This is a genomic window from Paracoccus lutimaris, assembly GCF_003337565.1.
In the GTDB taxonomy this organism is placed as follows: domain Bacteria; phylum Pseudomonadota; class Alphaproteobacteria; order Rhodobacterales; family Rhodobacteraceae; genus Paracoccus; species Paracoccus lutimaris.
On sequence record NZ_QPJL01000022.1, the window covers coordinates 38,228 to 60,019 of the forward strand.

Annotated in this window: 21 protein-coding genes and 1 tRNA gene; 7 read left to right on the forward strand and 15 right to left on the reverse strand. The window is 65.0% G+C overall.

Annotated features, from left to right (window positions below):
* Positions 1-63 precede the first annotated feature (63 nt).
* Together gyrB and DFP89_RS15940 are read left to right on the forward strand one after the other, a co-directional pair.
* Positions 64-2,499: a DNA topoisomerase (ATP-hydrolyzing) subunit B gene (gene gyrB, locus DFP89_RS15935; RefSeq protein WP_114350377.1), complete on the forward strand. Its 2,436-nt coding sequence runs from the start codon at positions 64-66 to the stop codon at positions 2,497-2,499.
* A 218-nt stretch (positions 2,500-2,717) separates the two neighbouring features.
* Complete coding sequence (locus tag DFP89_RS15940) at positions 2,718-3,443, forward strand: outer membrane protein (protein WP_114350378.1); 726 nt, start codon at positions 2,718-2,720, stop codon at positions 3,441-3,443.
* A 49-nt stretch (positions 3,444-3,492) separates the two neighbouring features.
* Here the strand turns inward: DFP89_RS15940 and DFP89_RS15945 are convergent, their stop codons facing one another.
* On the reverse strand, positions 3,493-3,966 hold the full coding sequence (locus tag DFP89_RS15945) for an Lrp/AsnC family transcriptional regulator (RefSeq protein ID WP_114350379.1): 474 nt from the start codon (positions 3,964-3,966) through the stop codon (positions 3,493-3,495).
* Between the two features lie 91 nt (positions 3,967-4,057).
* On the opposite strand from DFP89_RS15945, the gene DFP89_RS15950 reads away from it, so the two are divergent.
* Positions 4,058-5,461, forward strand: coding sequence for an aminotransferase class V-fold PLP-dependent enzyme (locus DFP89_RS15950; RefSeq protein WP_245948813.1), 1,404 nt, complete (start codon positions 4,058-4,060; stop codon positions 5,459-5,461).
* On the opposite strand, the gene DFP89_RS15955 is transcribed toward DFP89_RS15950, so the two are convergent.
* Complete coding sequence (locus DFP89_RS15955; protein ID WP_114350381.1) at positions 5,462-6,166, reverse strand: helix-turn-helix transcriptional regulator; 705 nt, start codon at positions 6,164-6,166, stop codon at positions 5,462-5,464. It lies immediately after the preceding gene.
* 62 nt (positions 6,167-6,228) lie between these two features.
* Here DFP89_RS15955 and DFP89_RS15960 point away from each other — a divergent pair, with 62 nt between their 5' ends.
* Positions 6,229-6,816, forward strand: coding sequence for a glutathione S-transferase family protein (locus tag DFP89_RS15960; RefSeq protein ID WP_114350382.1), 588 nt, complete (start codon positions 6,229-6,231; stop codon positions 6,814-6,816).
* Here the strand turns inward: DFP89_RS15960 and DFP89_RS15965 are convergent.
* The 3 genes from DFP89_RS15965 to DFP89_RS15975 form a co-directional block, all read right to left on the reverse strand.
* Positions 6,777-7,694, reverse strand: a complete 918-nt coding sequence (locus DFP89_RS15965) for a DMT family transporter (RefSeq protein WP_114350383.1) — start codon at positions 7,692-7,694, stop codon at positions 6,777-6,779. The genes DFP89_RS15960 and DFP89_RS15965 overlap by 40 nt on opposite strands.
* 187 nt (positions 7,695-7,881) lie before the next feature.
* Entirely contained in the window at positions 7,882-8,181 is a 300-nt protein-coding gene (locus DFP89_RS15970) for an HU family DNA-binding protein (protein ID WP_114350398.1), read from the reverse strand.
* A 163-nt stretch (positions 8,182-8,344) separates the two neighbouring features.
* Positions 8,345-9,826 (reverse strand): AMP nucleosidase, encoded by a 1,482-nt coding sequence (locus DFP89_RS15975; protein WP_181870365.1) that lies wholly within the window; start codon positions 9,824-9,826, stop codon positions 8,345-8,347.
* A 98-nt stretch (positions 9,827-9,924) separates the two neighbouring features.
* Between DFP89_RS15975 and DFP89_RS15980 the strand changes: the two genes are divergently transcribed.
* Complete coding sequence (locus DFP89_RS15980) at positions 9,925-10,911, forward strand: LLM class flavin-dependent oxidoreductase (RefSeq protein ID WP_114350400.1); 987 nt, start codon at positions 9,925-9,927, stop codon at positions 10,909-10,911.
* Positions 10,908-11,768 (forward strand): SDR family oxidoreductase, encoded by an 861-nt coding sequence (locus DFP89_RS15985; RefSeq protein ID WP_114350384.1) that lies wholly within the window; start codon positions 10,908-10,910, stop codon positions 11,766-11,768. The genes DFP89_RS15980 and DFP89_RS15985 overlap by 4 nt, the downstream gene beginning before the upstream one ends.
* On the opposite strand, the gene DFP89_RS15990 is transcribed toward DFP89_RS15985, so the two are convergent.
* The 9 genes from DFP89_RS15990 to dapF form a co-directional block, all read right to left on the reverse strand.
* The gene (locus DFP89_RS15990; protein WP_114350385.1) at positions 11,765-12,385 is read right to left on the reverse strand and encodes a COG3650 family protein; all 621 of its coding nucleotides are present in this window, start codon (positions 12,383-12,385) and stop codon (positions 11,765-11,767) included. The genes DFP89_RS15985 and DFP89_RS15990 overlap by 4 nt on opposite strands.
* Positions 12,386-12,442: 57 nt before the next feature.
* Entirely contained in the window at positions 12,443-14,374 is a 1,932-nt protein-coding gene (gene dxs / locus DFP89_RS15995) for a 1-deoxy-D-xylulose-5-phosphate synthase (protein WP_114350386.1), read from the reverse strand.
* A 27-nt stretch (positions 14,375-14,401) separates the two neighbouring features.
* Positions 14,402-15,265 (reverse strand): farnesyl diphosphate synthase, encoded by an 864-nt coding sequence (locus DFP89_RS16000; RefSeq protein WP_114350401.1) that lies wholly within the window; start codon positions 15,263-15,265, stop codon positions 14,402-14,404.
* A 23-nt stretch (positions 15,266-15,288) separates the two neighbouring features.
* Positions 15,289-15,525 carry an exodeoxyribonuclease VII small subunit gene (locus tag DFP89_RS16005; RefSeq protein ID WP_114350387.1) on the reverse strand — a complete coding sequence of 79 codons (237 nt, stop codon included), beginning with the start codon at positions 15,523-15,525 and terminating at the stop codon, positions 15,289-15,291.
* On the reverse strand, positions 15,522-16,439 hold the full coding sequence (locus DFP89_RS16010) for a histone deacetylase family protein (RefSeq protein WP_114350388.1): 918 nt from the start codon (positions 16,437-16,439) through the stop codon (positions 15,522-15,524). The genes DFP89_RS16005 and DFP89_RS16010 overlap by 4 nt, the downstream gene beginning before the upstream one ends.
* 119 nt (positions 16,440-16,558) lie before the next feature.
* A complete protein-coding gene (locus DFP89_RS16015) occupies positions 16,559-17,023 on the reverse strand; it encodes a nuclear transport factor 2 family protein (RefSeq protein WP_114350389.1) in 465 nt (154 codons plus the stop codon).
* Positions 17,024-17,303: 280 nt separating this feature from the next.
* Positions 17,304-17,876 (reverse strand): FMN-binding negative transcriptional regulator, encoded by a 573-nt coding sequence (locus DFP89_RS16020; RefSeq protein WP_114350390.1) that lies wholly within the window; start codon positions 17,874-17,876, stop codon positions 17,304-17,306.
* Between the two features lies 1 nt (position 17,877).
* Entirely contained in the window at positions 17,878-19,131 is a 1,254-nt protein-coding gene (gene mtaB / locus DFP89_RS16025) for a tRNA (N(6)-L-threonylcarbamoyladenosine(37)-C(2))-methylthiotransferase MtaB (protein WP_114350402.1), read from the reverse strand.
* 5 nt (positions 19,132-19,136) lie between these two features.
* On the reverse strand, positions 19,137-19,919 hold the full coding sequence (gene dapF / locus DFP89_RS16030) for a diaminopimelate epimerase (protein ID WP_342770952.1): 783 nt from the start codon (positions 19,917-19,919) through the stop codon (positions 19,137-19,139).
* A 143-nt stretch (positions 19,920-20,062) separates the two neighbouring features.
* Here dapF and DFP89_RS16035 point away from each other — a divergent pair.
* Positions 20,063-20,138 (forward strand) — tRNA-Lys (locus DFP89_RS16035).
* Positions 20,139-20,313: 175 nt separating this feature from the next.
* On the opposite strand, the gene DFP89_RS16040 is transcribed toward DFP89_RS16035, so the two are convergent.
* On the reverse strand, positions 20,314-21,792 hold a 1,479-nt coding region (locus DFP89_RS16040), incomplete at its 5' end, for a hypothetical protein (protein WP_220269855.1).

Here is a 21,792-nt window from a genome sequence, read left to right on the forward strand (position 1 = left end):
TTCCCGTGACATTCCGCGTGACCCACACTATAAGATGCGAGTCCAAGGCAGGATAAGACAACAATGAACGAACCCGCCCCGCAGCCCGCAGAATACGGCGCCGATTCCATCAAGGTTCTCAAGGGCCTGGAGGCGGTGCGCAAGCGCCCCGGCATGTATATCGGCGATACCGACGACGGCTCGGGCCTGCATCACATGGTCTATGAGGTCGTGGATAACGGCATCGACGAGGCACTGGCCGGCCATGCCGATTTCGTGCGCGTCAAGATTCATGCCGACAGCAGCGTTTCCGTTCGCGACAACGGGCGCGGGATTCCCGTGGACATGCACCCGACCGAGGGCGTCAGCGCGGCCGAGGTCATCATGACCCAGCTGCATGCCGGCGGCAAATTCGACCAGAACAGCTACAAGGTTTCGGGCGGGTTGCACGGCGTCGGCGTCTCGGTCGTGAACGCGCTGTCGGACTGGCTGGAACTGCGCGTCTGGCGCAATGGCAAGGAACATTTCGCCCGCTTTGAAAACGGCGACACCGTCGAGCATCTGCGCGTCGTCGGCGACACGCCCGGCGAAAAAGGCACCGAGGTGCGCTTTCTGGCCTCATCGAAAGAGGACCGGCCGGACGGCACCTTCTCGAACCGCGACTTCATCTTCAAGACGCTGGAAAACCGGCTGCGGGAACTGGCCTTCCTGAACTCGGGCGTGCGCATCATCCTTGAGGACGAGCGCCATGCCGAGCCGCTGCGGACCGAGCTGTTCTACGAAGGCGGCGTGCGCGAATTCGTGAAATTCATCGACCGCTCGAAAACCCCGGTCATGCCCGAGCCGATCTTCATCCAGGGCGAAAAGAACGGCATCGGCGTCGAGGTGGCGATGTGGTGGAATGACAGCTACCACGAAACCGTGCTGCCCTTTACCAACAACATCCCGCAGCGCGATGGCGGCACCCATCTGGCCGGTTTCCGTGGCGCGCTGACCCGCGTCATCAACAATTACGCGCAAGGCAGCAGTCAGGCGCGCAAGGAAAAGGTCGATTTCACCGGCGACGATGCCCGCGAGGGCCTGACCTGCGTGCTGTCGGTCAAGGTGCCGGACCCGAAATTCTCCAGCCAGACCAAGGACAAGCTGGTCTCCTCCGAGGTGCGCCCGGCGGTCGAGGGGCTGGTCGGCGAAAAGCTGGCCGAGTGGTTCGAGGAAAACCCCACTGAAGCCAAGCAGATCGTCGGCAAGATCATCGAGGCCGCGCTGGCCCGCGAGGCCGCCCGCAAGGCCCGCGAACTGACGCGGCGCAAGACTGCGATGGACGTCGCCAGCCTGCCCGGCAAGCTGGCCGATTGTCAGGAAAAGGACCCGGCGCTGTCGGAACTGTTCATCGTCGAGGGTGACTCGGCCGGCGGTTCCGCCAAGCAGGGCCGCTCGCGCCAGAATCAGGCCGTGCTGCCCTTGCGCGGCAAGATCCTGAACGTCGAACGCGCGCGTTTCGACCGGATGCTCAGCAGCGACCAGATCGGCACGCTGATCACCGCGCTGGGGACCGGCATCGGCCGCGACGAGTTCAATCTGGACAAGCTGCGCTACCACAAGATCGTCATCATGACGGACGCCGACGTGGATGGCGCGCATATTCGCACGCTGCTTTTGACCTTCTTCTTCCGGCAGATGCCCGAGCTGATCGAGGCCGGGCACCTCTATATCGCGCAACCGCCGCTTTATAAGGTGAACCGGGGCCGCTCCGAAGTGTATCTCAAGGACGAGGCCGCGCTGGAGGATTACCTGATCGAACAGGGCATCGACGGCGCCAGCCTGCGGCTTGGCAATGGCGAACAGATCACCGGCGCCGATCTGGCCCGCGTGGTCGAGGAAGCCCGCATCGTGCGCCGCGTGCTGCGCGCCTATCCGACGCATTATCCCCCGCATATCACCGAACAGGCCGCGATTGCCGGGGCGCTGATGCAGGGCAAGATCGACGCCGATGCCCCGGGCGCGGCCGAGGCCGTGGCCAAGCGTCTTGACCTGATCGCCGAGGAATATGAGCGCGGCTGGTCCGGCCGCCCGACGCAGGATGCCGGCATCCGCCTGACCCGCCAGCTGCGCGGGGTCGAAGAAAGCCGCACGCTGGACGGCCCGATGCTGCGCAGCGCCGAAAGCCGGCGCCTGGGCGCGATGACGCAATCCCTGAACGAGATCTATGGCCAGACCGCGCATCTGATCCGCAAGGACCGCGATACGCCGATCCACGGACCGCTGGGTCTGTTGCAGGCCATCTTCCTTGAGGGCGAAAAGGGCCTGTCGCTGCAACGCTACAAGGGTCTGGGCGAGATGAACCCCGAACAGCTGTGGGAAACCACGCTGGACCCCTCGGCGCGCACCATGCTGCAGGTCCGTATCGAGGATCTGGGCGAGGCGGACGACATCTTCACCAAGCTCATGGGCGATGTGGTCGAACCGCGCCGCGATTTCATCCAGCAGAACGCGCTGAGCGTCGAAAATCTGGACATCTGATCGCGCGCTGGGCGAGTGACCGGCGCCGATCTCACGGCAGAGTGACGCGAACAGCACAGATTGTTGCAGCGATGCCGCGCATTGGGTGCAGTGTCGAGGCAAAAGGGTAACAAAACTTGCGGGGCGAGGGCTGCGGCTCTAGGTCTGTCGGCAAGTCAGATGCCCCCGAGTCGATCTTGGTTTTCAGGCATCCCGCTCGATTACAGGAGTAGATCGTTATGTCCGCACTGCGCTCGAAAGCCTTGGTTGCCGCGACGCTTTCCCTTGCCACCACTGCGACCGCATTTGCCGGTGGCTATGCCGCGCCCGTCGTTGATCCGGTCGTTGCCCCGATCGTCGAGTCCGCACCGGCGGATTGGCAGGGTGGCTATGCCGGTCTGACGCTGGGCTATGCCTTCAACGGCGATGACGAGGTTGGCATCGACCAGCCGCCGCGCGGCTCTGGCGCCGGCACCCCGGACGAGCTGACGCTGAGCGGCGCGAATGCAGGCCTGCGCGTCGGCTATCGCTGGCAGCGCGACCGCTGGGTCTTTGGCCCGGAACTGGGCTATGAGGGCGGCGACATCAAGGACGACTTCTCGACCGCCGGCTATGACGCCGAATCCAAGATCAAGAACGTCCTCGCCCTGCGCTTCAAGACCGGCTACGTGCTGAACAACGGCGTCATGCTCTATGGCATCGTCGGTGCCGCCCGCGCCAAGATCGACTACAAAGTCGAGGGCGACGGCGAACATGGTGCGATCGACCTGAACGACGATTATTCGGAGAACGGCTATATCGTCGGCTTCGGCGCCGAGAAAATGCTGACCGAGCGCCTGTCGCTGACCGGCGAATATGAATATGCCAACTTCGGCAAGAAGACCCTGTCCGACGATGCCGATGTCGCGACCCGGGCCACGCCGAAATATCACAATGTGAAGGTCGGTCTGAACTTCAAGTTCTGATCCGGTCCGACAGCTGATCAGGAGGGGCCGCCGCAGGGCGGCACTTTTTTCATGCCGGGCTGAGCGGCCGGCCCTCAAAGATTGTCTCCATCGAAAAGACGCCGGTCACGCGTTCCAGATCCATGTCGGCGATCAGCTGCTTATACAGCGCGTCATAGCCGGCCATGCCCGGGATCACCGCCTTGGCCATGTAATCCCATTCGCCGCCGATGCGGTGGAACTCGGTGATCTGGGGCAACGCCTCGATCCGGGCGCGAAAGCGCCGCGCCCAGGCATCGTCGTGATGGCGGGTACGGATCATGATGAAGACCGTCAGCTGCAACCCCAAAGCATGCGCGTCGATATGGGCACGGCTGCCCCTGAGCACGCCCGCTTCCGTCAGCCGGTGCAGCCGCCGCCAGCAGGCATTCTGCGACAGTCCGACCCGCTCGGCCAGTTCGCGTTGAGACAGGCCGGCATCGCGTTGAAGCAATATCAGCAAGCGGTTGTCAATTTCATCGAAAGTTACAGATCTATCGTTCATATGACACGATAGATCAGAATACATGATATGAAATAAGAGTGATTCTTCGCATTACTCGGGTCAAGATGGCGTCGAAATCATGAGGAATGCAATGTCCCCCTTTGACAGCTATCTGACCCGGCTTGGCGCCGATCCCCTGCAGGCAATCCATCAGGGCATCATCGGCCGCGACGCGGTGATCGACGGCCCCTTCGGCCCCCGCCGGATGATCTATGCCGATTACATCGCCTCGGGCCGGGCGCTGCGCCCGCTTGAGGAATGGGTGATGGAGCATGTCCTGCCCTGGTATGCCAACAGTCATACCGAGGCCAGCCATTGCGGCGGCACCATGACCCGGATGCGCCGCGCCGGGCGCGCCGCCATCGCCGGTTGCGTTGGTGCCGGGCCGGAACATGCGGTGATCTTTACCGGGGCCGGGGCGACGGCGGGGATCAACCGGCTGGTGCATCTTCTGGGTGCGGGACCGGGCATGACCGTGCTGATCGGCCCCTATGAGCATCACTCCAACATCCTGCCCTGGCGCGAAAGCGGTGCCGAGGTGATCGAGATTGCCGAGGCCGCGACCGGCGGCCCGGATCTGGACGCGCTGCAAGAGGCGCTGGACCGTGCCGGCGGGCCGGTGATCGGCAGTTTCTCGGCCGCCTCGAATGTCACCGGCACCTTGACCGACGTCGCGCGCGTCACCGCGATGCTGAAAACGGCGGGCGCAAAGGCGGTCTGGGACTATGCCGGCGGCGCGCCCTATCTGCCCATTGACATGGGGCTGGGCATGAATGCGGTGGTCACCTCGCCGCACAAGTTCATTGGCGGCCCCGGCGCCTCGGGCGTGATGATCCTGCGCCGCGATGCGGTGGTGGTGACGCGGCCCAGCCTGCCCGGCGGCGGCACGGTGCGCTTTGTCTCGCCCTCAGGCCACGACTATTCGCTGTCGCTGGAGGCCCGGGAAGAGGGCGGCACCCCGAATGTCGTCGGCGATATCCGCGCCGCGCTGGTGTTTCTGACCAAATCCGCCATCGGCCAGGCGGAAATCGACGCCCGCAATGCGGAATGGCTGGCCATGGGGATGGCGCGGCTGCGCAACCATCCCGGGGTCGTGCTTCTGGGAAATCTGGATGCGGCGCGGCTGCCGTTTTTCAGCTTCCGCATCCGCGACGGGCGGGGCGGTTTCATCCATCAGCAGCTGGCGACGCGGATGCTATCAGATCTTTACGGGCTTCAGGCGCGGGGCGGTTGCGCCTGCGCCGGACCCTATGTCCATCAGCTTCTGGGCCTGTCGCCCGCCGAATCCCAACGCCTGCGCGCCGCCATTCTGGCCGGCGAGGAAATCGAGAAACCCGGATTCGTGCGGCTGAACCTGTGCTGGGCGGCCCCCCGTGACGAGGTGCAGGAGATCCTTGATGCCATCTGCGATCTGGCCGAGCACGGCCCGGCGCATCTTGAACAGTATCAGTGCGATACGGCCACGGCGATCTTTACCCCCATCGCCGCCGAGTGATCAGACGCCCGGCGCGGGCGCCTCGCTCCGGTGGGCGGCGATATATTCGCGCACCAGCCCTACCCGGCGCGGGCGAAAGCTGGTGCCGCCCGGCCGCATCGCCCGGATGCGCGGGACGTGAAAGAGGCGGAAATCCCCGCGCAGCCGGCAATGCGCCAGCAACATGATGTGATTGTCGCCATAGCTCAGGCCCAGCGGCCAGATCTCGCGCGTGGTCGCGGCGTCCTTCATGTCCAGATAATCGATGATCAGGCTTTGCTCGTCCCAAAGCGCCTGCCGCAGCAGCGTCATATCGACCTGCGGGCTGGGCAGTTCGGCGACGGGACGAAACAGCCGCATGATACTGTGCATGGCGTGGCGGCCCTGCGACTCGGGCAGGGTGGCGACGATGCGGGCCATGGCCTCTTCGCCGGCGCGGGTCAGTTCGCGGTCGCCAATGCTGCGCAGGGACGAGATCGCCAGCAGCAGCGCCTCGATCTCAAGGCGCGAAAAGCTTTGCGGCGGCAGGGCCGGGTCCTCGGTCAGGGAATAGCCCACGCCCGCCTCGCCATCGATCAGCGCGCCGCCCGCGCGCAATGTGGCGATGTCGCGGTAAAGCTGGCGGGCCGAGACGCCGGTTTCCGCGGCAAGCCGCCCGGCCGTGACCGGCGCCGGCAGTCGGCGCAGCGTATCCATCAGGCGCATCAGCCGGTCAGTGCGGGACATGCTGTCACCTTCTGTCAGGATTACAGGCCTATACCTGCCCCGTCAGAACACAGGAGTCCACCATGCTGACCTTTTATCACGCGCCCAATTCCCGTTCGACCTCGGTCAAGGTGCTGCTCCACGAGCTGGGCGTCGCTGATCAGGTCAAGACGGTCACCGTGAACATTCCGCGTCAGGATGGAAGCGGCGCGCGCGATCCGGCCAACCCCCACCCCGAGGGCAAGGTGCCCTATCTGACCGATGGCACCGATCACGTCCGGGAACGCGCGGCGATCATCCTGTATCTGACCGACCGCTTTCCCGCAGCCGGTCTGGGCCGCCCGGTCGGCGATCCGCAGCGCGGCGCATATCTGTCCTGGCTGTTCTGGTATCAGGGCGTGTTCGAGCCGGTGGCGATCCTGAGCTGGACCGGGCTGAGCCATCCGGCATTCACCGCATCCTGGCGCGACTATGACACCGCCATCCAGCGTCTCGATGAGGTGCTGACCCAGCAGCCCTATCTGCTGGGCAAGGAATTCAGCGCCGCCGATCTGCTGTGTTCCGGCCCCTTTGCCTGGTTCGGCGACCAGATGCCGGCAACGCCCGCGATCCTTGACTGGGTCGCGCGCTGTCAGGACCGCGAGGCGGTGCGGCTGGTCGCCGAGCGCTGATCCTCTTCGGGCGCGGGGATGCGGGCCATCTGCACGGCCAGGATCCCTGCCGCCACGATCAGCGCCCCGATCACGTCCGAGGCACCAAAGCGTTCGCCCAGCAGCATGGCGGCAATGGCGACGCCAAAGATCGGCGACAGAAAGTGAAAGGTCGCGGCGCGCACGGCGCCGATGCGATTGACCAGCAGAAACCACAGCCATGTCGCGCCGATCCCCGGCGCCAGCACCGTATAGGCAAAGGCCAGCAGCAGCTGCGGGCTCCAGTCCACGGAGCGGCCCCATTCCATCGCTGCGGCGGGCAGGATCAGCGCCAGCGCGCCGACGGCCATTTGCAGGCCCACGATCATCATCATGTTGCGGCTGCCGCCCGCGCCGCGCGCGGCCAGCGTCGCAAAGGTCAGCGCAACCACCCCCAGCGTACACAGGACCAGCCCCGGAATGCTGAGCCCATGTTGCAGCCGCACCCCCATGATCAGCGCCACGCCCAGAACGCCGGCGATCAGGCCGCCGACGGCCAGCGGACGCAGTTTCTCGCCATAGATCGCCCAGCCCAGAAAGGCCACGGCCAGCGGCATGACCGAGGCGATGATCGCCGCGGCCGAGGCCTCGACATATTGCATCGCCATCCAGTTGAGGCCCAGATACAGCGCGTTCTGGCACAGGCCGAATATGACGACCGTGCGCCATTCCGCCCGGCTGAGATGCCAGCTTTGGCCCATGGCCCGCGCCAGCGCCACCGCCACCACGGCAGACAGCGCGAAACGGATGACCAGCGCCGTCAGGGGCGGCGCCGCCAGCACGATCATGCGCGTCGTGGTAAAGGCCGAGGCCCACATGAGCGCAAAGCCCAGCCCCATCAGAACGGCTTTGAAATCCATGCGCGGTCCCCTGCTTGCCCCGAAAGGGCTAACAGATGAGGGGGCGGGTGCAAGGGGGGCGGGTCGGCTTTGTCGCCATCCGGCCCGAAATGCCGGCGGCCGGGGCGGGCGACGCGACCGACAATGCCGCACATGCAAGGGGCCGCGCATCGCTGCGCGGCCCCTCATGAAGAATGGTCGCCAGAGATCAGGCGTTCACGCTGTCCTTCAGCGCCTTGGCGATGGTGACCTTGACCACCTTGTCGGCGGGCTTCGTCATCATCTCTTGCGTCTGCGGGTTGCGGACCTGACGTTCGGGGCGCGCACGGCAAGCAACTTTGCCGATACCCGGCAGCGTGACAGCGCCACCTTCAGCGACGGTCTTCGAAACGATCGCCGACAGCGCGTCCAGCGCGGCGTTGGCGGTTTTCTTGTCGCTGCCCATCTCTTCGGCCAGCGTGGCCACGAGCTGGGTCTTGGTCATCGGTTTGGAAGCGGCCTGAGCCATATTCATTGTCTCCTCGTTGTTCCCCGTTCGGGAAATTTTCGGACGCCACCTTGGCGGCATGCAAGCCGCTACACAAGCTTTTTGCGCATAGTTCAAGCTTTTTCCTTTGTTTTCGCCTATCCGACGCAACGAAAACGGCAGAAAAGTGCTGTTCAGCGCCAAATCAGAGGAAAGCGGTCTCGTTAAACGACCTGAGCTTGCGCGAATGGATGCGTTCCAGAGGCGTCGCGCGCAGCTTCTCCATGGCGCGAATCCCGATCAAAAGATGGTTCGCGACCTGCGTGCGATAGAAATCCGTGGCCATGCCGGGCAGCTTCAATTCGCCATGCAGCGGCTTGTCGCTGACGCAAAGCAGGGTGCCGTAAGGCACGCGAAAACGAAAGCCGTTGGCGGCGATGGTGGCGCTTTCCATGTCCAGCGCGACGGCGCGCGACTGCGACAGGCGCTGCACCGGGCCGGACTGGTCGCGCAACTCCCAGTTGCGGTTGTCGATGGTGGCGACGGTGCCGGTGCGCATGATCCGCTTCAGCTCATAGCCGTCCAGCTGCGTGACCTCGGCCACCGCATCTTGCAGCGCGACCTGCACCTCGGCCAAAGCCGGGATCGGCACCCAAAGCGGCAGGTCGTCGTCCAGAACGTGATCCTCGCGCAGGTAGGCATGGGCCAGCACGAAATCGCCAAGGGACTGGCTGTTGCGCAGGCCCGCGCAATGGCCGACCATCAGCCAGGCATGCGGGCGCAGGACGGCGATATGGTCGGTCGCGGTCTTGGCGTTCGAGGGGCCGACGCCGATATTGACCAGCGTGATGCCATCGCCATCCGGCCGCTTGAGGTGATAGGTCGGCATCTGGGGCATCTTGCCGCCATGGGCAATCGCCCCGTCGGCGGTGGTGATGACCTGATTTCCGGGCGCCACGAATTCGGTATAGCCGGAATTCGGATCGGCCAGGGCCCGGCGGGCAAAGCCCTCGAATTCGTCGACATAGAACTGGTAGTTGGTGAACAGGACGAAATTCTGGAAATGCTCGGGCAGGGTCGCGGTGTAATGGCTCAGCCGCGCCAGCGAATAATCCACGCGCTGCGCGGTAAAGGGCGCCAGCGGATGGCTGCCATCGGGGTTCGGCCCGGCGGTCCCGTTCACGATATCGTCGTTCATCGTGTTCAGGTCCGGCACGTCAAAGACGTCACGTAACGAATACGCCAGCACGCCCTCTTGCGGGACGTTCAGGTCGCTTTGGGTCGCCACGGCGAAATGCACCGGCATCGGCGTGTCACTGTCGCCGACCGAGACCGAAACCCCGTGATTCTTCATCACCAGCGCGATCTGTTCGGTCAGGTAGCCGCGAAACAGATCCGGCCGGGTGATCGAGCTGGCATAGGTCCCCGGCACCGAGACATGGCCGAAGGACAGCCGCGAATCCGTCTTTGTATGCACGGGAATATTGATCCGCAGCTCGGGGTAAAAGGCGCGATAGCGGGCCTCGGGGGGCCTGCCCTCCAGCGTTGCGACAAAATGATCCAGCAGATATCGCGAGGAACGTTCGTATAGCTCATTCAGCCGCGCGACGGCGGCGGCGGGATCGTCGAAAAAGACGCGCTCGGCGGGTTCCGGGGTTTCAATGGGCAAGGTCCGGTTGTCGATCATGATGCGCGTTCTCCAGTTTCGCAGGACTGTGCCAGCGCCGGCGCGGGGTGGCAAGCCGGTCACGGGCCACCTATCTGTGCGATGAAGGAGCAATGCCCATGCAGTTTTCCATTCTTGATCTGGCGGTCGTCGCCGAGGGCTCGGATGCCCGTCAGGCCATCGCCAATTCCGTTTCGCTGGCCCAGGCCGCCGAGGGCTGGGGCTATCACCGTTTCTGGCTGGCCGAGCATCACAACATGCCCGGCATCGCCAGCGCCGCGACCTCGGTGCTGATCAACCACGTTGCCGGCCATACCAGCACGATCCGCGTCGGCGCCGGCGGCGTCATGCTGCCCAATCACGCGCCCTTGGCCATTGCCGAGCAGTTCGGCACCTTGGCCACCATCCATGGCGACCGCATCGATCTGGGGCTGGGCCGCGCGCCGGGCGGCGACGGCGCGGTCATGCATGCGCTGCGCCGGTCGATGCAGCGCAATGACGATTTTCCGAACGATGTCGTCGAACTGCTGCGCTATCTTGGCCCCGCGCAGCCCGGCAATCCGGTCGCCGCGCATCCAGGGCAAGGCACCAATGTGCCGGTCTGGATCCTTGGCTCGTCGCTCTATGGCGCCAGCCTCGCCGCCGCGCTTGGCCTGCCCTATGCCTTTGCCAGCCATTTCGCCCCCGGCGATCTGGACGAGGCGCTGCGGCTTTACCGCTCACGCTTCCAGCCCACCGAATTTGGCGACAAGCCGCGCTTCATGCTGGCGGTGAACGTCATCGCCGCCGATACCGATGCCGAGGCGCAGCGCCTGCGCACCAGCCAGCAGATCAGCTTTGCCCGGCTGCGGCTGGGCACGCCCGGCCTGTTGCCGGCGCCGGTCGATGATGTTCTGGACGCGGTGCCGGTGCGCATCCTGCCGACGGTCAACGCGGCCCTTGCGGTCAGCGCGGTGGGCACGCCCGACACCGTCGCGGCGGAACTTGACCGGCTGATCGCCCGCTATCAGCCCGATGAGCTGATCCTTGTCGGCAATATCTACGACCCCGAGGCGCGGATGCGGTCATTCGCCATGGCCGCCGAGATCCTGCGGGGCCGGACATGAAGGCGCTGGTGCTGGGCCATGGCTACACGGCCGGTTTCCTGACGCCGCTTCTGCTGGCCGAGGGCTGGCAGGTCACCGGCACCACTCGCGACGCGCCCCAACGCGTCCTTGACGCGGGCGCGACGCCCCTGCTTTGGCCCGGCGATGAGGACGCCCTGCGCGACGCCATCGCCGGGGCCGATGCCATCCTGATCTCGGCCGGGCCGGATCAGGGCTTTGACCCGGCGCTGGCCGCTTTTGCGGCGGATTTCGCCCGCGCCCGCCCGCGCTGGCTGGGCTATCTGTCCACGACCGGGGTTTACGGCGACCGCGATGGCGGCTGGGTGGATGAGGGGTCGGAACTCGCGCCCTCGACCCGGCGCGGGCGCTACCGCGTGGCGGCGGAACAGGCATGGCAGCGGCTGGCCGCCGACCACGGGCTGCCTTTGCATATCTTTCGGCTGGCGGGGATCTATGGCCCCGGGCGCGGCCCCTTTGCCAAGCTGCGGGTAGGCACGGCGCGGCGCATCGTCAAGCCGGGGCAGATATTCTCGCGCATCCATGCCGCCGATATCGCGCAGGTGCTGCTGGCCTCGATCCACGCGCCGCGCCCGGGCGCGATCTATAATGTCTGCGACGACGACCCTGCCCCGCCCGAGGCGGTGATCGGCCATGCCGCCGAACTGCTGGGCCTGCCCCTGCCCCCGGCCGAGGATTACGCCAGCGCCGAAATGACCCCGATGGCGCGCAGCTTTTACGCCGAAAGCAAGCGGGTCGCGAATGACCTGATCAAGCGCGAGCTGGGCGTGCGGCTGATCTATCCCGATTACCGCGCGGGCCTAGCCGCCCTGCTCAAGGTCGAGGAGACCGCCCCCTAGGGCGCGATCGAGCAGCAGCCCGTCAGCATCCGCGACGGGCTGTCCTGCCCGTCCATGATCACGGTGACCGCCAGTGCATAGGCGCGATCCGACATGCCGTCCGAACATTGCTGCGGCTGCAGAAAGGCGGTCAGCCGGCCCTTGTCATCCCCGGCGATCATGCCGCGCGTCGGCTCGCCCTCGATCCCGCGATCCATGACCTTGCGCAGCGTCAGCTTGCGCTCTCCGGCTTCGGGTTCGCTAAAGACCAGCCCGCTCTCGACCGTCTGCACCGACCAGAAGGGCTCGGTCCCGCCGCATTTCAGCGCCAGCGGCAACGAGGCAGGTTTCCAGACCGAAGCCTGTGCTTTCAGGAACCGCAGCGCCACCCAGCCCGATTGCTCGCCGATATTCACCCGACCCCATTTGCCCGAGGCGTCACGGCCCAGAAGCTCGACCCCGGTGGCGTTCGAGCGCAGCGTGCCGATGACCTTGGCCTTGCCGTCCGGCGCCTCGCGCACGTTCAGCGTGTCCCATGTCTCGACCACGGTCACGTCGTAAAGATTGGGCAGGAAGTCCTGCGCCGCCACGCCCAAGGGCGCCGCCACCAAAAATCCGGTCAGAAGAATACGCAGCATTCCATCGCCCCCTGTCACAGGCCGTCACTGTCAATTTTCACCGGGCATCGGCCAAGCCTATGCCCGCTTTTCCCCGATCTGCGCCACGCCCAGAACCTCAAGCACCTTGGCCTCGATATCGGCGGCGGACATGCCGGCCTCGCGATACATGGCATCGGGGCTGGCATGGTCGATGAAGGTGTCGGGCAGCACCATCTGGCGGAATCGCAGGCTTCGGTCAAAGACAGCCTCGTCCGAAAGAAGCTGCGCGACAAGACTGCCGAAACCGCCGACCGAACCTTCTTCGATGGTGATCAGCGCCTCATGCGTTGCAGCAAGCTTCAGGATCAGATCGCGGTCGAGGGGCTTGGCGAAGCGCGCATCCGCCACCGTGGGCTGGATGCCCCGCGCCATCAGCGCCTCACGCGCGCGCATGACCTCGGACAGTCGGGTGCCAAAGGACAGGATCGCCACACGGGCGCCCTCGGCAATGATGCGGCCCTTGCCGATTTCCAAGGGCTCGGCGCGCTCTGGCATCTCGATGCCAGTGCCCTCGCCACGCGGATAGCGGAAAGCGATGGGGCCGGCATCATGGCCGGCGGCGGTGGCAACCATGCGGGCCAGTTCCGCCTCGTCGGCGGCGGCCATGACCACCATGCCGGGCAGGTTCGCCATGAAGGCGATGTCATAGGCGCCGGCATGGGTGGCACCATCCGCGCCCACAAGCCCGGCGCGGTCGATGGCGAAACGCACCGGCAGGCGCTGGATCGCCACGTCATGCACGACCTGATCGTAGCCGCGCTGCAGGAATGTCGAATAAAGCGCGCAGAAGGGTTTCATCCCCCCCGCCGCCAGCCCGGCCGAAAAGGTCACGGCATGCTGTTCGGCAATGCCCACGTCGAAACAGCGGCGCGGAAAGCGTTCGGCGAACATGTTCAGCCCGGTGCCATCGGGCATGGCGGCGGTCACCGCCACGATCTTGTCGTCGCGCGCCGCCAGATCGGTCAGCATGCGACCGAATACCGAGGTATAGCTGGGCGCGTTCGATTTCGCCTTGGCCTGCGAGCCGGTCATCACGTCGAATTTCGCCGTGGCATGGCCCTTGTCGGCGGCGCGTTCGGCCGGGGCATAGCCCTTGCCCTTTTTCGTCACCGCATGGATCAGCACCGGGCCGGTCGCCCGCGCCTTGACGGTGCGCAGCAGCGGCAAAAGCTGGTCCATGTCATGACCGTCAACCGGGCCGACATAGGAAAAGCCCAGTTCCTCGAACAGCGTGCCGCCCACGGTCATGCCTTTCAGCATTTCCTTGGCGCGCCGCGCCCCTTCTTGCAGGGGCGAGGGCAGGAAGCCCACGGCGCCCTTGGCCACGGCCTTCAAGTCTTGGAACGGCCCCTCGGCATAAAGCCGGGTCAGATAGCTGGAGAGCGCGCCGACCGGCGGCGCGATGGACATTTCATTGTCGTTCAGGACCACGAACAGCCGCTTGCCCAGATGACCCGCGTTGTTCAGCGCCTCGAATGCCATGCCCGCCGACATGGCGCCGTCGCCGATCACGGCAATCGCGTCGCCCGGATCGCCACCCAGCTCGCGCGCCATGGCAAAGCCCAAGGCCGCGCTGATCGAGGTCGAGCTGTGCCCGGCCCCGAACGGGTCATAGGCGCTTTCCGAACGCTTGGTGAAGCCGGAAAGGCCCTTTTCCATGCGCAGCGTACGGATGCGGTCGCGCCGCCCGGTCAGGATCTTGTGGGGATAGCACTGGTGGCCCACGTCCCAGATGATCTTGTCGCGCGGCGTGTCAAAGACCGCATGCAGCGCCACGGTCAGTTCCACCACGCCAAGCCCCGCGCCCAGATGGCCGCCGGTGACGCTGACCGCGCTGATCGTCTCGGCCCGCAACTCATCGGCCAATTGGCGCAGCTCGCGATCCGTCAGATCCTTCATGTCCGCAGGGACATGGATCCGGTCAAGAACCGGGGTCGCGGGACGGTTGGAAGAATCGTCTTGGGTCATGGCTTGCCCCTCTCTGGGCGGGCTCTGTCAGGCGTCGCGTTCGATAACGAAACGCGCAAGTTGCCGCAAGTTTCCAGCCGCCTCACCATAAGGTTCCAGCGCGGCCTCGGCATTGCGGACCAGCTTGCGGGCCTTGTCCTGCGCGCCCTCAAGGCCCAGCAGCGACACGAAGGTGGCCTTGCCGGCGGCGTCATCCTTGCCGGTGCGCTTGCCGGTTTCGGCCTCGTCCCCGGTCACATCCAGAACGTCGTCCTGAATCTGGAAGGCAAGGCCCAGATTGCGGGCATATTCGGCCAGAGGTTCAGGGTCTTGCCCGGCCAGCACCGCGCCCGCCGTGGCCGAGAACTGGATCAGCGCCCCGGTCTTGGCCTGCTGCAGGCGCTTGATGGCCACGATATCAAGGGGCTCGATGGCGGTTTCGGCGGCAATGTCCTGCGCCTGCCCCCAGACCATGCCGCGCGCGCCGACGGCCTCGGCGAAACCCTGCAGCAAGGTCAGGCGGGTTTCCGCCGCGCCGATGCGTTCGTCGGCAAAAAGCCCGAAGGCGAGGCTTTGCAGCGCGTCGCCGGCCAGAATCGCCGTCGCCTCGGACCATTGCACATGCACGGTGGGCAGGCCCCGGCGCAGGTCGTCATTGTCCATCGAGGGCAGGTCGTCATGGACAAGGCTATAGGCATGCAGCGCCTCGACCGCCGCCGCGACCGGCAGCGCGGCGCTGTCCTCGATCCCGAACATGCGCGCCGATTCCATTACCAGAAAGGCCCGGACGCGCTTGCCGCCGATACAGGCATAGCGCATGGCATCCGTCATCTCGCCCGGGGGCAGATGGGCCATGGCTTCCTCAAGCGCGGCCTGGACCTGCGCCTTCACGTCGTCCAGCCGGTGCTGCATCACTTCCTGCATTGCGTCCTGCATCACAGGCCCTCGACCGGGGTGGTGCCTGCGGGCTGGCCATTCGCGGCCAGCGTGATCTTTTCGACCCGCTCCTCGGCCTGACGCAGCACCGCATCGCAATGCTGGCGCAGGGCCGCACCGCGTTCGTAAAGAGCGATCGATTCCTCCAGCGTGGCCTCGCCGTGTTCCAGCTTGCCGACCGTGGCCTCAAGCTCTTTCATCGCGTCCTCAAAGGACATGTTCCTGATCTCGGTCACGGCGACGTCTCCTTCAGCACTTCGACATGGGCGCGCGCCGAGCGGCCCAAAGCCGCCAGATCATAGCCGCCTTCCAGCGCCGATACCACCGGGGCCGAGCAGGCCGCCGCCGTGTCGCAGATCATCCGGGTAATGGCGGCGAAATCACGCTCGCGCCAGGTCAGGAAGGCCAGAGGGTCATCGGCATGGGCATCAAACCCCGCCGAGACCAGAAGCAGTTGCGGGCGCCAGTCCAGCACACGGGCGCAGATGCCCTGCCAGACCTCGCGCGCCCGCGCCCCGTCGCTACCCGAGGCCAGGGGCACGTTCACGATCTGGCCATGCGCGCCGCGTTCAGAGGCGGCCCCGGTGCCCGGATAGAGCGGAAACTGGTGGCTTGAGGCGAACATCGCCCGCCTTTCGTCCCAAAGCAGATCCTGCGTGCCATTGCCGTGATGGACGTCGAAATCCAGCACCGCCACCCGGTCCAGCCCATGATGGTCCAAGGCCCGCAAGGCCCCCAGCGCCACGGTGGAAAAGATGCAGAACCCCATGGCGCGGGCGCGTTCGGCGTGATGACCGGGCGGGCGCATGGCGAGAAAGGCATTGGCGTCCTCGCCCGCCAGAACGGCATCGACTGCGGCGCAGATGCCGCCCACGGCATGGCGCGCGGCGGTCAGGCTGCCGGGCGAGAGGTACGTGTCCGCATCCAGCATCGACCAGCCGTCATCGGGGGTCTTGCGGTCCAGCTGGGCCAGATAGGCGGGGTCATGGCCGCGCAGGATATCGGCCGGGTCGGCCTCGGGCGCATCGCGGCGGGTCAGGTCAAGCCCGTCCAGCGCGTTCAGAACGGCATCCAGCCGCGCCACCTGTTCGGGATGGCTGGGCGGCGTGACATGCGAATGGGCCGAAGGATGGGTGAAAAGCAGTGTCATCACCGGGCATTATGCTGCGGCGGCAGGAAACGGCAAGGGCTTCGCGGCGCGCATGGGTCCCGGCGGGTTCCGGCGGACAGGCCATGCCCGCCGGGTTCCCGCATCGGACGCCAGCGCGCCTAGAACATGGTGTTTTCATTGGCCGAGGTTTCGGGCACCGGCTGGATGACATCCCAGTGCTCGACGATCATGCCATCCTCGACGCGGAAGATATCGACGATGGCCTCGCCGCGGTCCTCGGCGTTCTGCGTCGAATTCAGGTGCAGCCAGACCAGATCGCCATCCGCGGCCGAGCGCACGACCTTGGCGCGGGCCTCGGGGTTGTCCTTGAAGAACTGGGTGAAATAGGAAACGAAGGGTTCCTTGCCATCGGGCACATGGGGATTGTGCTGCTTGTAATCCTCGGTCAGCACGGCGGCGCCTTCTTCGACCATGTGCTGGTTGAACACCTTGTCATAGAAATCGACCACCAGCTTGCGGTTGGCCTCCTCCTGCGCGGTGTCGCGCGGCTCCTGTGCCAGGCTGGGCGCGGCAAGACCCGCTGTCAGGATCGCTGCGGCAAGCAGGGGTTTCAAAGCTTTCATCAATGTCCTCGTGCTTTCGGTTGCAGGGACAGGAAAGCAGAAAGCCGCGCCGTTGGGAAATGAACTTTCCCACACGGCCTTGTCATGATTTCATTGGATTATAGGTATCCAGCCGTATCCGCATGCAGCCGCGCCACCTGCTCGGGATGGCTAGGCGGCGTGACATGCGAATGGGCCGAAGGGTGGATGAAAAGCAGCATCATAATCAAAGTGTTACGAAGCTGTCACGCCACCAGCAAGACGCATCCGCGCAACCCTGCCGAAAAGGCCGGGCCCGCGCTTAGCCCTGCTGCATCAGCCGTGCCAGATCCGGTGAGACGTGATCGGCCGCTGCCAGCCGCGCCTCATCAGGCTTGTTTTGGGAAAATTTCCACGTTCCGTCGACTTCCTCGACGATCAGCCGGAAAGGCAGGATCATGCGCATCATCCGCGCCAGCGCGTCTGCGTCCATCTTGGCCGCAGTCCATGGCATCTTGGGCAAAAGGCGGCTTTCAAAATGCGCCGACAGCCGGTCCAGATGGGCGCGCAGATCCTCGGCCGGCTCAATCCGGCCACGCAGGTGTACGGCAAGGTAATTCCAGGTCGGCACCTGATCGTCCATGCCATACCAGTCGGGCGAGATATAGCCATCAGGCCCAAGCACGGACAGCGTGGCCGCCACAGGCACCGCCCGCACCACAGGGTTTGAGCGGACAAGATGAAATTCGACCCCACCGTCTATCGGCACGAAGGGAACATGCGCAATCAGCGGATAGGGCGCGCCGTTCACGACCAGCGTGCCAAAGCCCGCCTCATGCGCAAAGGTCAGGTTCTGGTCGTCGGGGCGACCGCGAAACAGTGGGTTGGGATGCATCCTAAGCCTTTAACCGCTGGCCGTCATGGCCGGTGATGAGCACCTCGACCAACGAGCCTTCGGGCATGTCACGGTCAAAGCAGACCTCGGTGAAATGCTCGGTCCGGGCCAGGCGCGGCCCCTCGGTCAACACCAGCCGCGTCTGGCCAAGCTGTGCATCAAGGTGGCGGATCAGCGCCGCATCGCCCGCCGCCCGCAATCTTGCAGCGCGGTCCTTGATCGCAGGCCCCGGCACACGCGGCATCCGCGCGGCGGGCGTGCCCTTGCGCGCCGAATAGGGAAAGACATGCAGGAAGGTCAGGCCGCAATCATCGACCAGCTTGAGGCTGTTTTCAAACATGGCCTCGGTCTCGGTCGGGAAGCCGGCGATGATATCGGCCCCAAAGACGATGCCGGGGCGCAGCTTGCGGGCATCCTCGCAGAAGCGGATGGCGTCATCGCGCAGATGGCGGCGCTTCATCCGTTTCAGGATCATGTCGTCGCCCGCCTGCAGGCTCAGGTGCAGATGCGGCATCAGGCGCGGCTCGGTCGCGATGGCCAGCATCAGGTTGTCGTCCGCCTCGATCGAATCGATCGAGCTGATCCGCAGCCGCGGCAGATCCGGCACCAGACGCAGGATGCGCATGACCAGATCGCCCAGACGCGGCTGGCCCGGCAGATCGGCCCCCCATGAGGTCAGATCGACCCCGGTCAGCACCACCTCGTGAAAGCCGCGATCCCGCAGCCGCTTGATCTGGTCCACCACGACGCCCGCAGGCACGGACCGGGAATTGCCGCGCCCGTAAGGGATGATGCAGAAGGTGCAGCGGTGGTCACAGCCATTCTGGACTTGCACATAGGCGCGATGGCGGCCAAAGCCGTCGATCAGATGCCCCGCCGTTTCCTTGACCGACATGATGTCATCGACCTGCACCTTTTCGGTCTGGCCGATCAGGTCAGGCGCCTGAATCTGTGCCCATGTCTGGGGCTGCATCTTTTCGTGATTGCCGATGACGCGCGTGACCTCGGCCATGGCGGCAAAGGTTTCCGGCTCGGTCTGCGCCGCGCAGCCGGTGACGATGACTGGCGCGCCGGGGTTTTCGCGCGCCAGCCGGCGGATTTCCTGCCGCGCCTTGCGCACCGCCTCGGCGGTGACGGCGCAGGTGTTCACGATCACCGCGCCTTGCAGCCCGGCGGCCTCGGCCATTTCGCGCATGGCCTCGGTCTCATAGGCGTTCAGCCGGCAGCCCAGCGTCGCAAAGACCGGAGGCTTCAGATCCTTCATCCCCGCCAGACCCCGTCAAAGACATGCGCCGTCGGGCCGGTCATCCAGACCCCGTCCTCGCGCCAGTCGATTTCAAGCTGCCCGCCGGGCACGTTCACCCGGACGCGGCGCCCGGTCAGCCCGCGCCGGGCCGCCGCAACCACCGCCGCGCAAGAGCACGAGCCCGAGGCCAGCGTGATCCCGGTCCCGCGTTCCCAGATCCGCAGGATGATTTCGTCGGATGAGACGATCTCGACGATCTCGACATTGGTCCGCTGCGGGTAAAGCGGGTGGTGCTCATGAAGGGGGCCAAAGCTATCCAGATCGACCGCCGCCGCATCGGCCACGAAAAAGGTCATATGCGGATTGCCCATGCCCGTTGCCACCGGATCGCCCGCGATGGGCAGGTGCAGCGTATCGAGATCTTCGGCCAGCGGAATCCTGGCCCAATCCAGCACCGGCGCGCCCATATTGACACGCGTGAGGCCGTTCCCCGCGTCCTCGGCCAGCAGGACGGCATGATCCGTGGCCAGCCGCAGCGACTTTGCGCCGGTCTCGTCCATCAGGTGCCGGGCAACGCAGCGCGTCGCATTGCCACAAGCCGCCGAGAACGAGCCATCCGCGTTGAAAAACACCAGCCTCGCATCGGCATTCTGCCCGGGCAGGATGACGGCAAGCTGATCGAAGCCCACCCCGCGATGGCGGTCGGCGATGGCCGTGACCGTGGCGGCATCCGGCAGCGCCCCGGTCAGGCGGGCATCGACGACAACGAAATCATTGCCCAGCCCATGCATTTTCATGAAGGGCAATCCGGCGGTGTTTGCAGGGCTTTTGAGCTGTTCCATGGCGGTCACATACGCTTGCTGGAGAGATTCTGCCAGAGGCGGCGATTTTTCCGCTTGACCCCGCCCGGCCCCACCCCTAGTAAGCCGCCCTGTGATGTGGGCCCGTAGCTCAGTTGGTAGAGCAACTGACTTTTAATCAGTGGGTCACAGGTTCGAATCCTGTCGGGCTCACCACTGAATCCTTTGTCAAGCGACATGGGTAAGTAACTCAAACGACAGTGAATCCATCTCAAATGACAAGCGAATCTATCTCAACCGCTGACTTGGTGGATTTTGAGGCAGTTTTCGCGCACATGCGAAAGCCCCGCCGAACGGATCGACGGGGCTCGTTTTTGAGCGATTTCGTGGATCAGATCGCGATGACCGGGGCGGCTTCTTCGCGCAGATAGATCTTGCTGCAGCGCTCCGGTAGAAGGATTGGCCAGACCTCGGCCCTGTCCAGCCGGGCCGCGACGTGCTTTGCCTGCGTTCCAAGCTGCCAGGCCATGAGCCCGAGCGGTAAATGTCGGTCAAGGAACCGACCCAGTTCCTCTGTTGCAATCAAGGACAATGACTGGCGCGTTCGCGGATCGGGGAACTGTTGACTGGCGATCATGCCGCTTTTCAGCAGCAGGCTGACGGTTGAGCAATTGATATGCAACTGCTTCCGCAGATCGTCTCGGGTCAGGCCGATCAGCGGCGGCGATTCGAAAGCGTCCAGCACCTCGTCCAGATCCAGGTGCAGCGCTGGCAGGCCGCTGATACCGCGCAGTCCCCAGACCTTTTTCAGCCTGCCCGAGATCGCAGCCCGGAGAAGATCGGCATTGGGCAGTGTCGCCTTCTGCGCGATACTGCAGAGCGGCCATGCTCCTGCGGGAGCGGTCTCGACCATCTCGGCATTGGCGAAGGCCGCCGTCAGAAAGATGTCGATGTCCTCGGGCAGGAACAGCTTGTCCATCTGCGGCAAGGCCAGGACATGGTTCAGAAGCCCTGCCGCGACAAGCTTGTCGATGCCGGATGGATGCACGTTCAGATGACGCGCCGCCTGCTTTCGGTCAAGCCCGCTGGAAAGGATCGACAGCTTAGTATCATAGGCGCCGGGTGCCACCCGTCGCAGATCATCACCGCTGATGCCAAGGGCGCGCTGGAACCGCGCGACGCGCCCGGAGCTGAGGCCATATTTCCGCCCGATTTCTGCCCAGGTGAACCATCGCCGCCGGGTGCAGGAGCGCCCGAGAACCTCCTGGCCCGGTGCCAGGGGATAGCTTTCCAGTACGAAGTCTCGGAAATTGTCGAGAACCTGCCGGTATCGCTCCGGTTGGGCCATGCGTTGCAGCCATCGGGTATAGAAGCCGAAGTCGGCATAGAACCCGCCCTTCAAGCTTTGTGAGCGACGGCGGACGGATTCATAGACATCCGACAGCGCATCCGGTCCCTCTGCACAGATCGCAAAACCCGACGCGCCGGCCTCAATCATGCGCTTGCGATCCAGCGCCTTGGGATGCGATTGGGGGCCTGCCGTGACCAGGGTGCCAACATTCTCGCAAAGCCGCGCGGCCACATCCAGGGGCAAGCCGTCCAACCAGGAAGCGCCGTTGTGGGGATCATGACCATGCAGCCGGTCAGACAGATAGCGTGCAAAGCGCGCGGCATTCTCTCCCATCTCGACTACAGGTCCTGCGTCGCTCAGAGCTCGATGATCGGCAATGCGGCCCGCAAAATCATGGGGACAGCGTGGATAATCCGGCGGCGCCGAGATATGCTCGAAAGTTGGTGACGCTTGATCAGGCGGCAGCTTGAATGTGGCGGACGCCGTCGCGGAACTCAACCCCGCTGATGACCTCTGGCA

What these genes read in the sequence shown, in the direction of transcription:
- gyrB (WP_114350377.1), top strand. Translation starts at nt 64, where the DNA reads ATGAACGAACCCGCCCCGCAGCCCGCAGAATACGGCGCCGATTCCATC.
- DFP89_RS15940 (WP_114350378.1), top strand. Translation starts at nt 2,718, where the DNA reads ATGTCCGCACTGCGCTCGAAAGCCTTGGTTGCCGCGACGCTTTCCCTT.
- DFP89_RS15945 (WP_114350379.1), bottom strand. Translation starts at nt 3,966, where the DNA reads ATGAACGATAGATCTGTAACTTTCGATGAAATTGACAACCGCTTGCTG.
- DFP89_RS15950 (WP_245948813.1), top strand. Translation starts at nt 4,058, where the DNA reads ATGTCCCCCTTTGACAGCTATCTGACCCGGCTTGGCGCCGATCCCCTG.
- DFP89_RS15955 (WP_114350381.1), bottom strand. Translation starts at nt 6,166, where the DNA reads ATGTCCCGCACTGACCGGCTGATGCGCCTGATGGATACGCTGCGCCGA.
- DFP89_RS15960 (WP_114350382.1), top strand. Translation starts at nt 6,229, where the DNA reads ATGCTGACCTTTTATCACGCGCCCAATTCCCGTTCGACCTCGGTCAAG.
- DFP89_RS15965 (WP_114350383.1), bottom strand. Translation starts at nt 7,694, where the DNA reads ATGGATTTCAAAGCCGTTCTGATGGGGCTGGGCTTTGCGCTCATGTGG.
- DFP89_RS15970 (WP_114350398.1), bottom strand. Translation starts at nt 8,181, where the DNA reads ATGGCTCAGGCCGCTTCCAAACCGATGACCAAGACCCAGCTCGTGGCC.
- DFP89_RS15975 (WP_181870365.1), bottom strand. Translation starts at nt 9,826, where the DNA reads ATGATCGACAACCGGACCTTGCCCATTGAAACCCCGGAACCCGCCGAG.
- DFP89_RS15980 (WP_114350400.1), top strand. Translation starts at nt 9,925, where the DNA reads ATGCAGTTTTCCATTCTTGATCTGGCGGTCGTCGCCGAGGGCTCGGAT.
- DFP89_RS15985 (WP_114350384.1), top strand. Translation starts at nt 10,908, where the DNA reads ATGAAGGCGCTGGTGCTGGGCCATGGCTACACGGCCGGTTTCCTGACG.
- DFP89_RS15990 (WP_114350385.1), bottom strand. Translation starts at nt 12,385, where the DNA reads ATGCTGCGTATTCTTCTGACCGGATTTTTGGTGGCGGCGCCCTTGGGC.
- dxs (WP_114350386.1), bottom strand. Translation starts at nt 14,374, where the DNA reads ATGACCCAAGACGATTCTTCCAACCGTCCCGCGACCCCGGTTCTTGAC.
- DFP89_RS16000 (WP_114350401.1), bottom strand. Translation starts at nt 15,265, where the DNA reads ATGCAGCACCGGCTGGACGACGTGAAGGCGCAGGTCCAGGCCGCGCTT.
- DFP89_RS16010 (WP_114350388.1), bottom strand. Translation starts at nt 16,439, where the DNA reads ATGACACTGCTTTTCACCCATCCTTCGGCCCATTCGCATGTCACGCCG.
- DFP89_RS16015 (WP_114350389.1), bottom strand. Translation starts at nt 17,023, where the DNA reads ATGAAAGCTTTGAAACCCCTGCTTGCCGCAGCGATCCTGACAGCGGGT.
- DFP89_RS16020 (WP_114350390.1), bottom strand. Translation starts at nt 17,876, where the DNA reads ATGCATCCCAACCCACTGTTTCGCGGTCGCCCCGACGACCAGAACCTG.
- dapF (WP_342770952.1), bottom strand. Translation starts at nt 19,919, where the DNA reads ATGAAAATGCATGGGCTGGGCAATGATTTCGTTGTCGTCGATGCCCGC.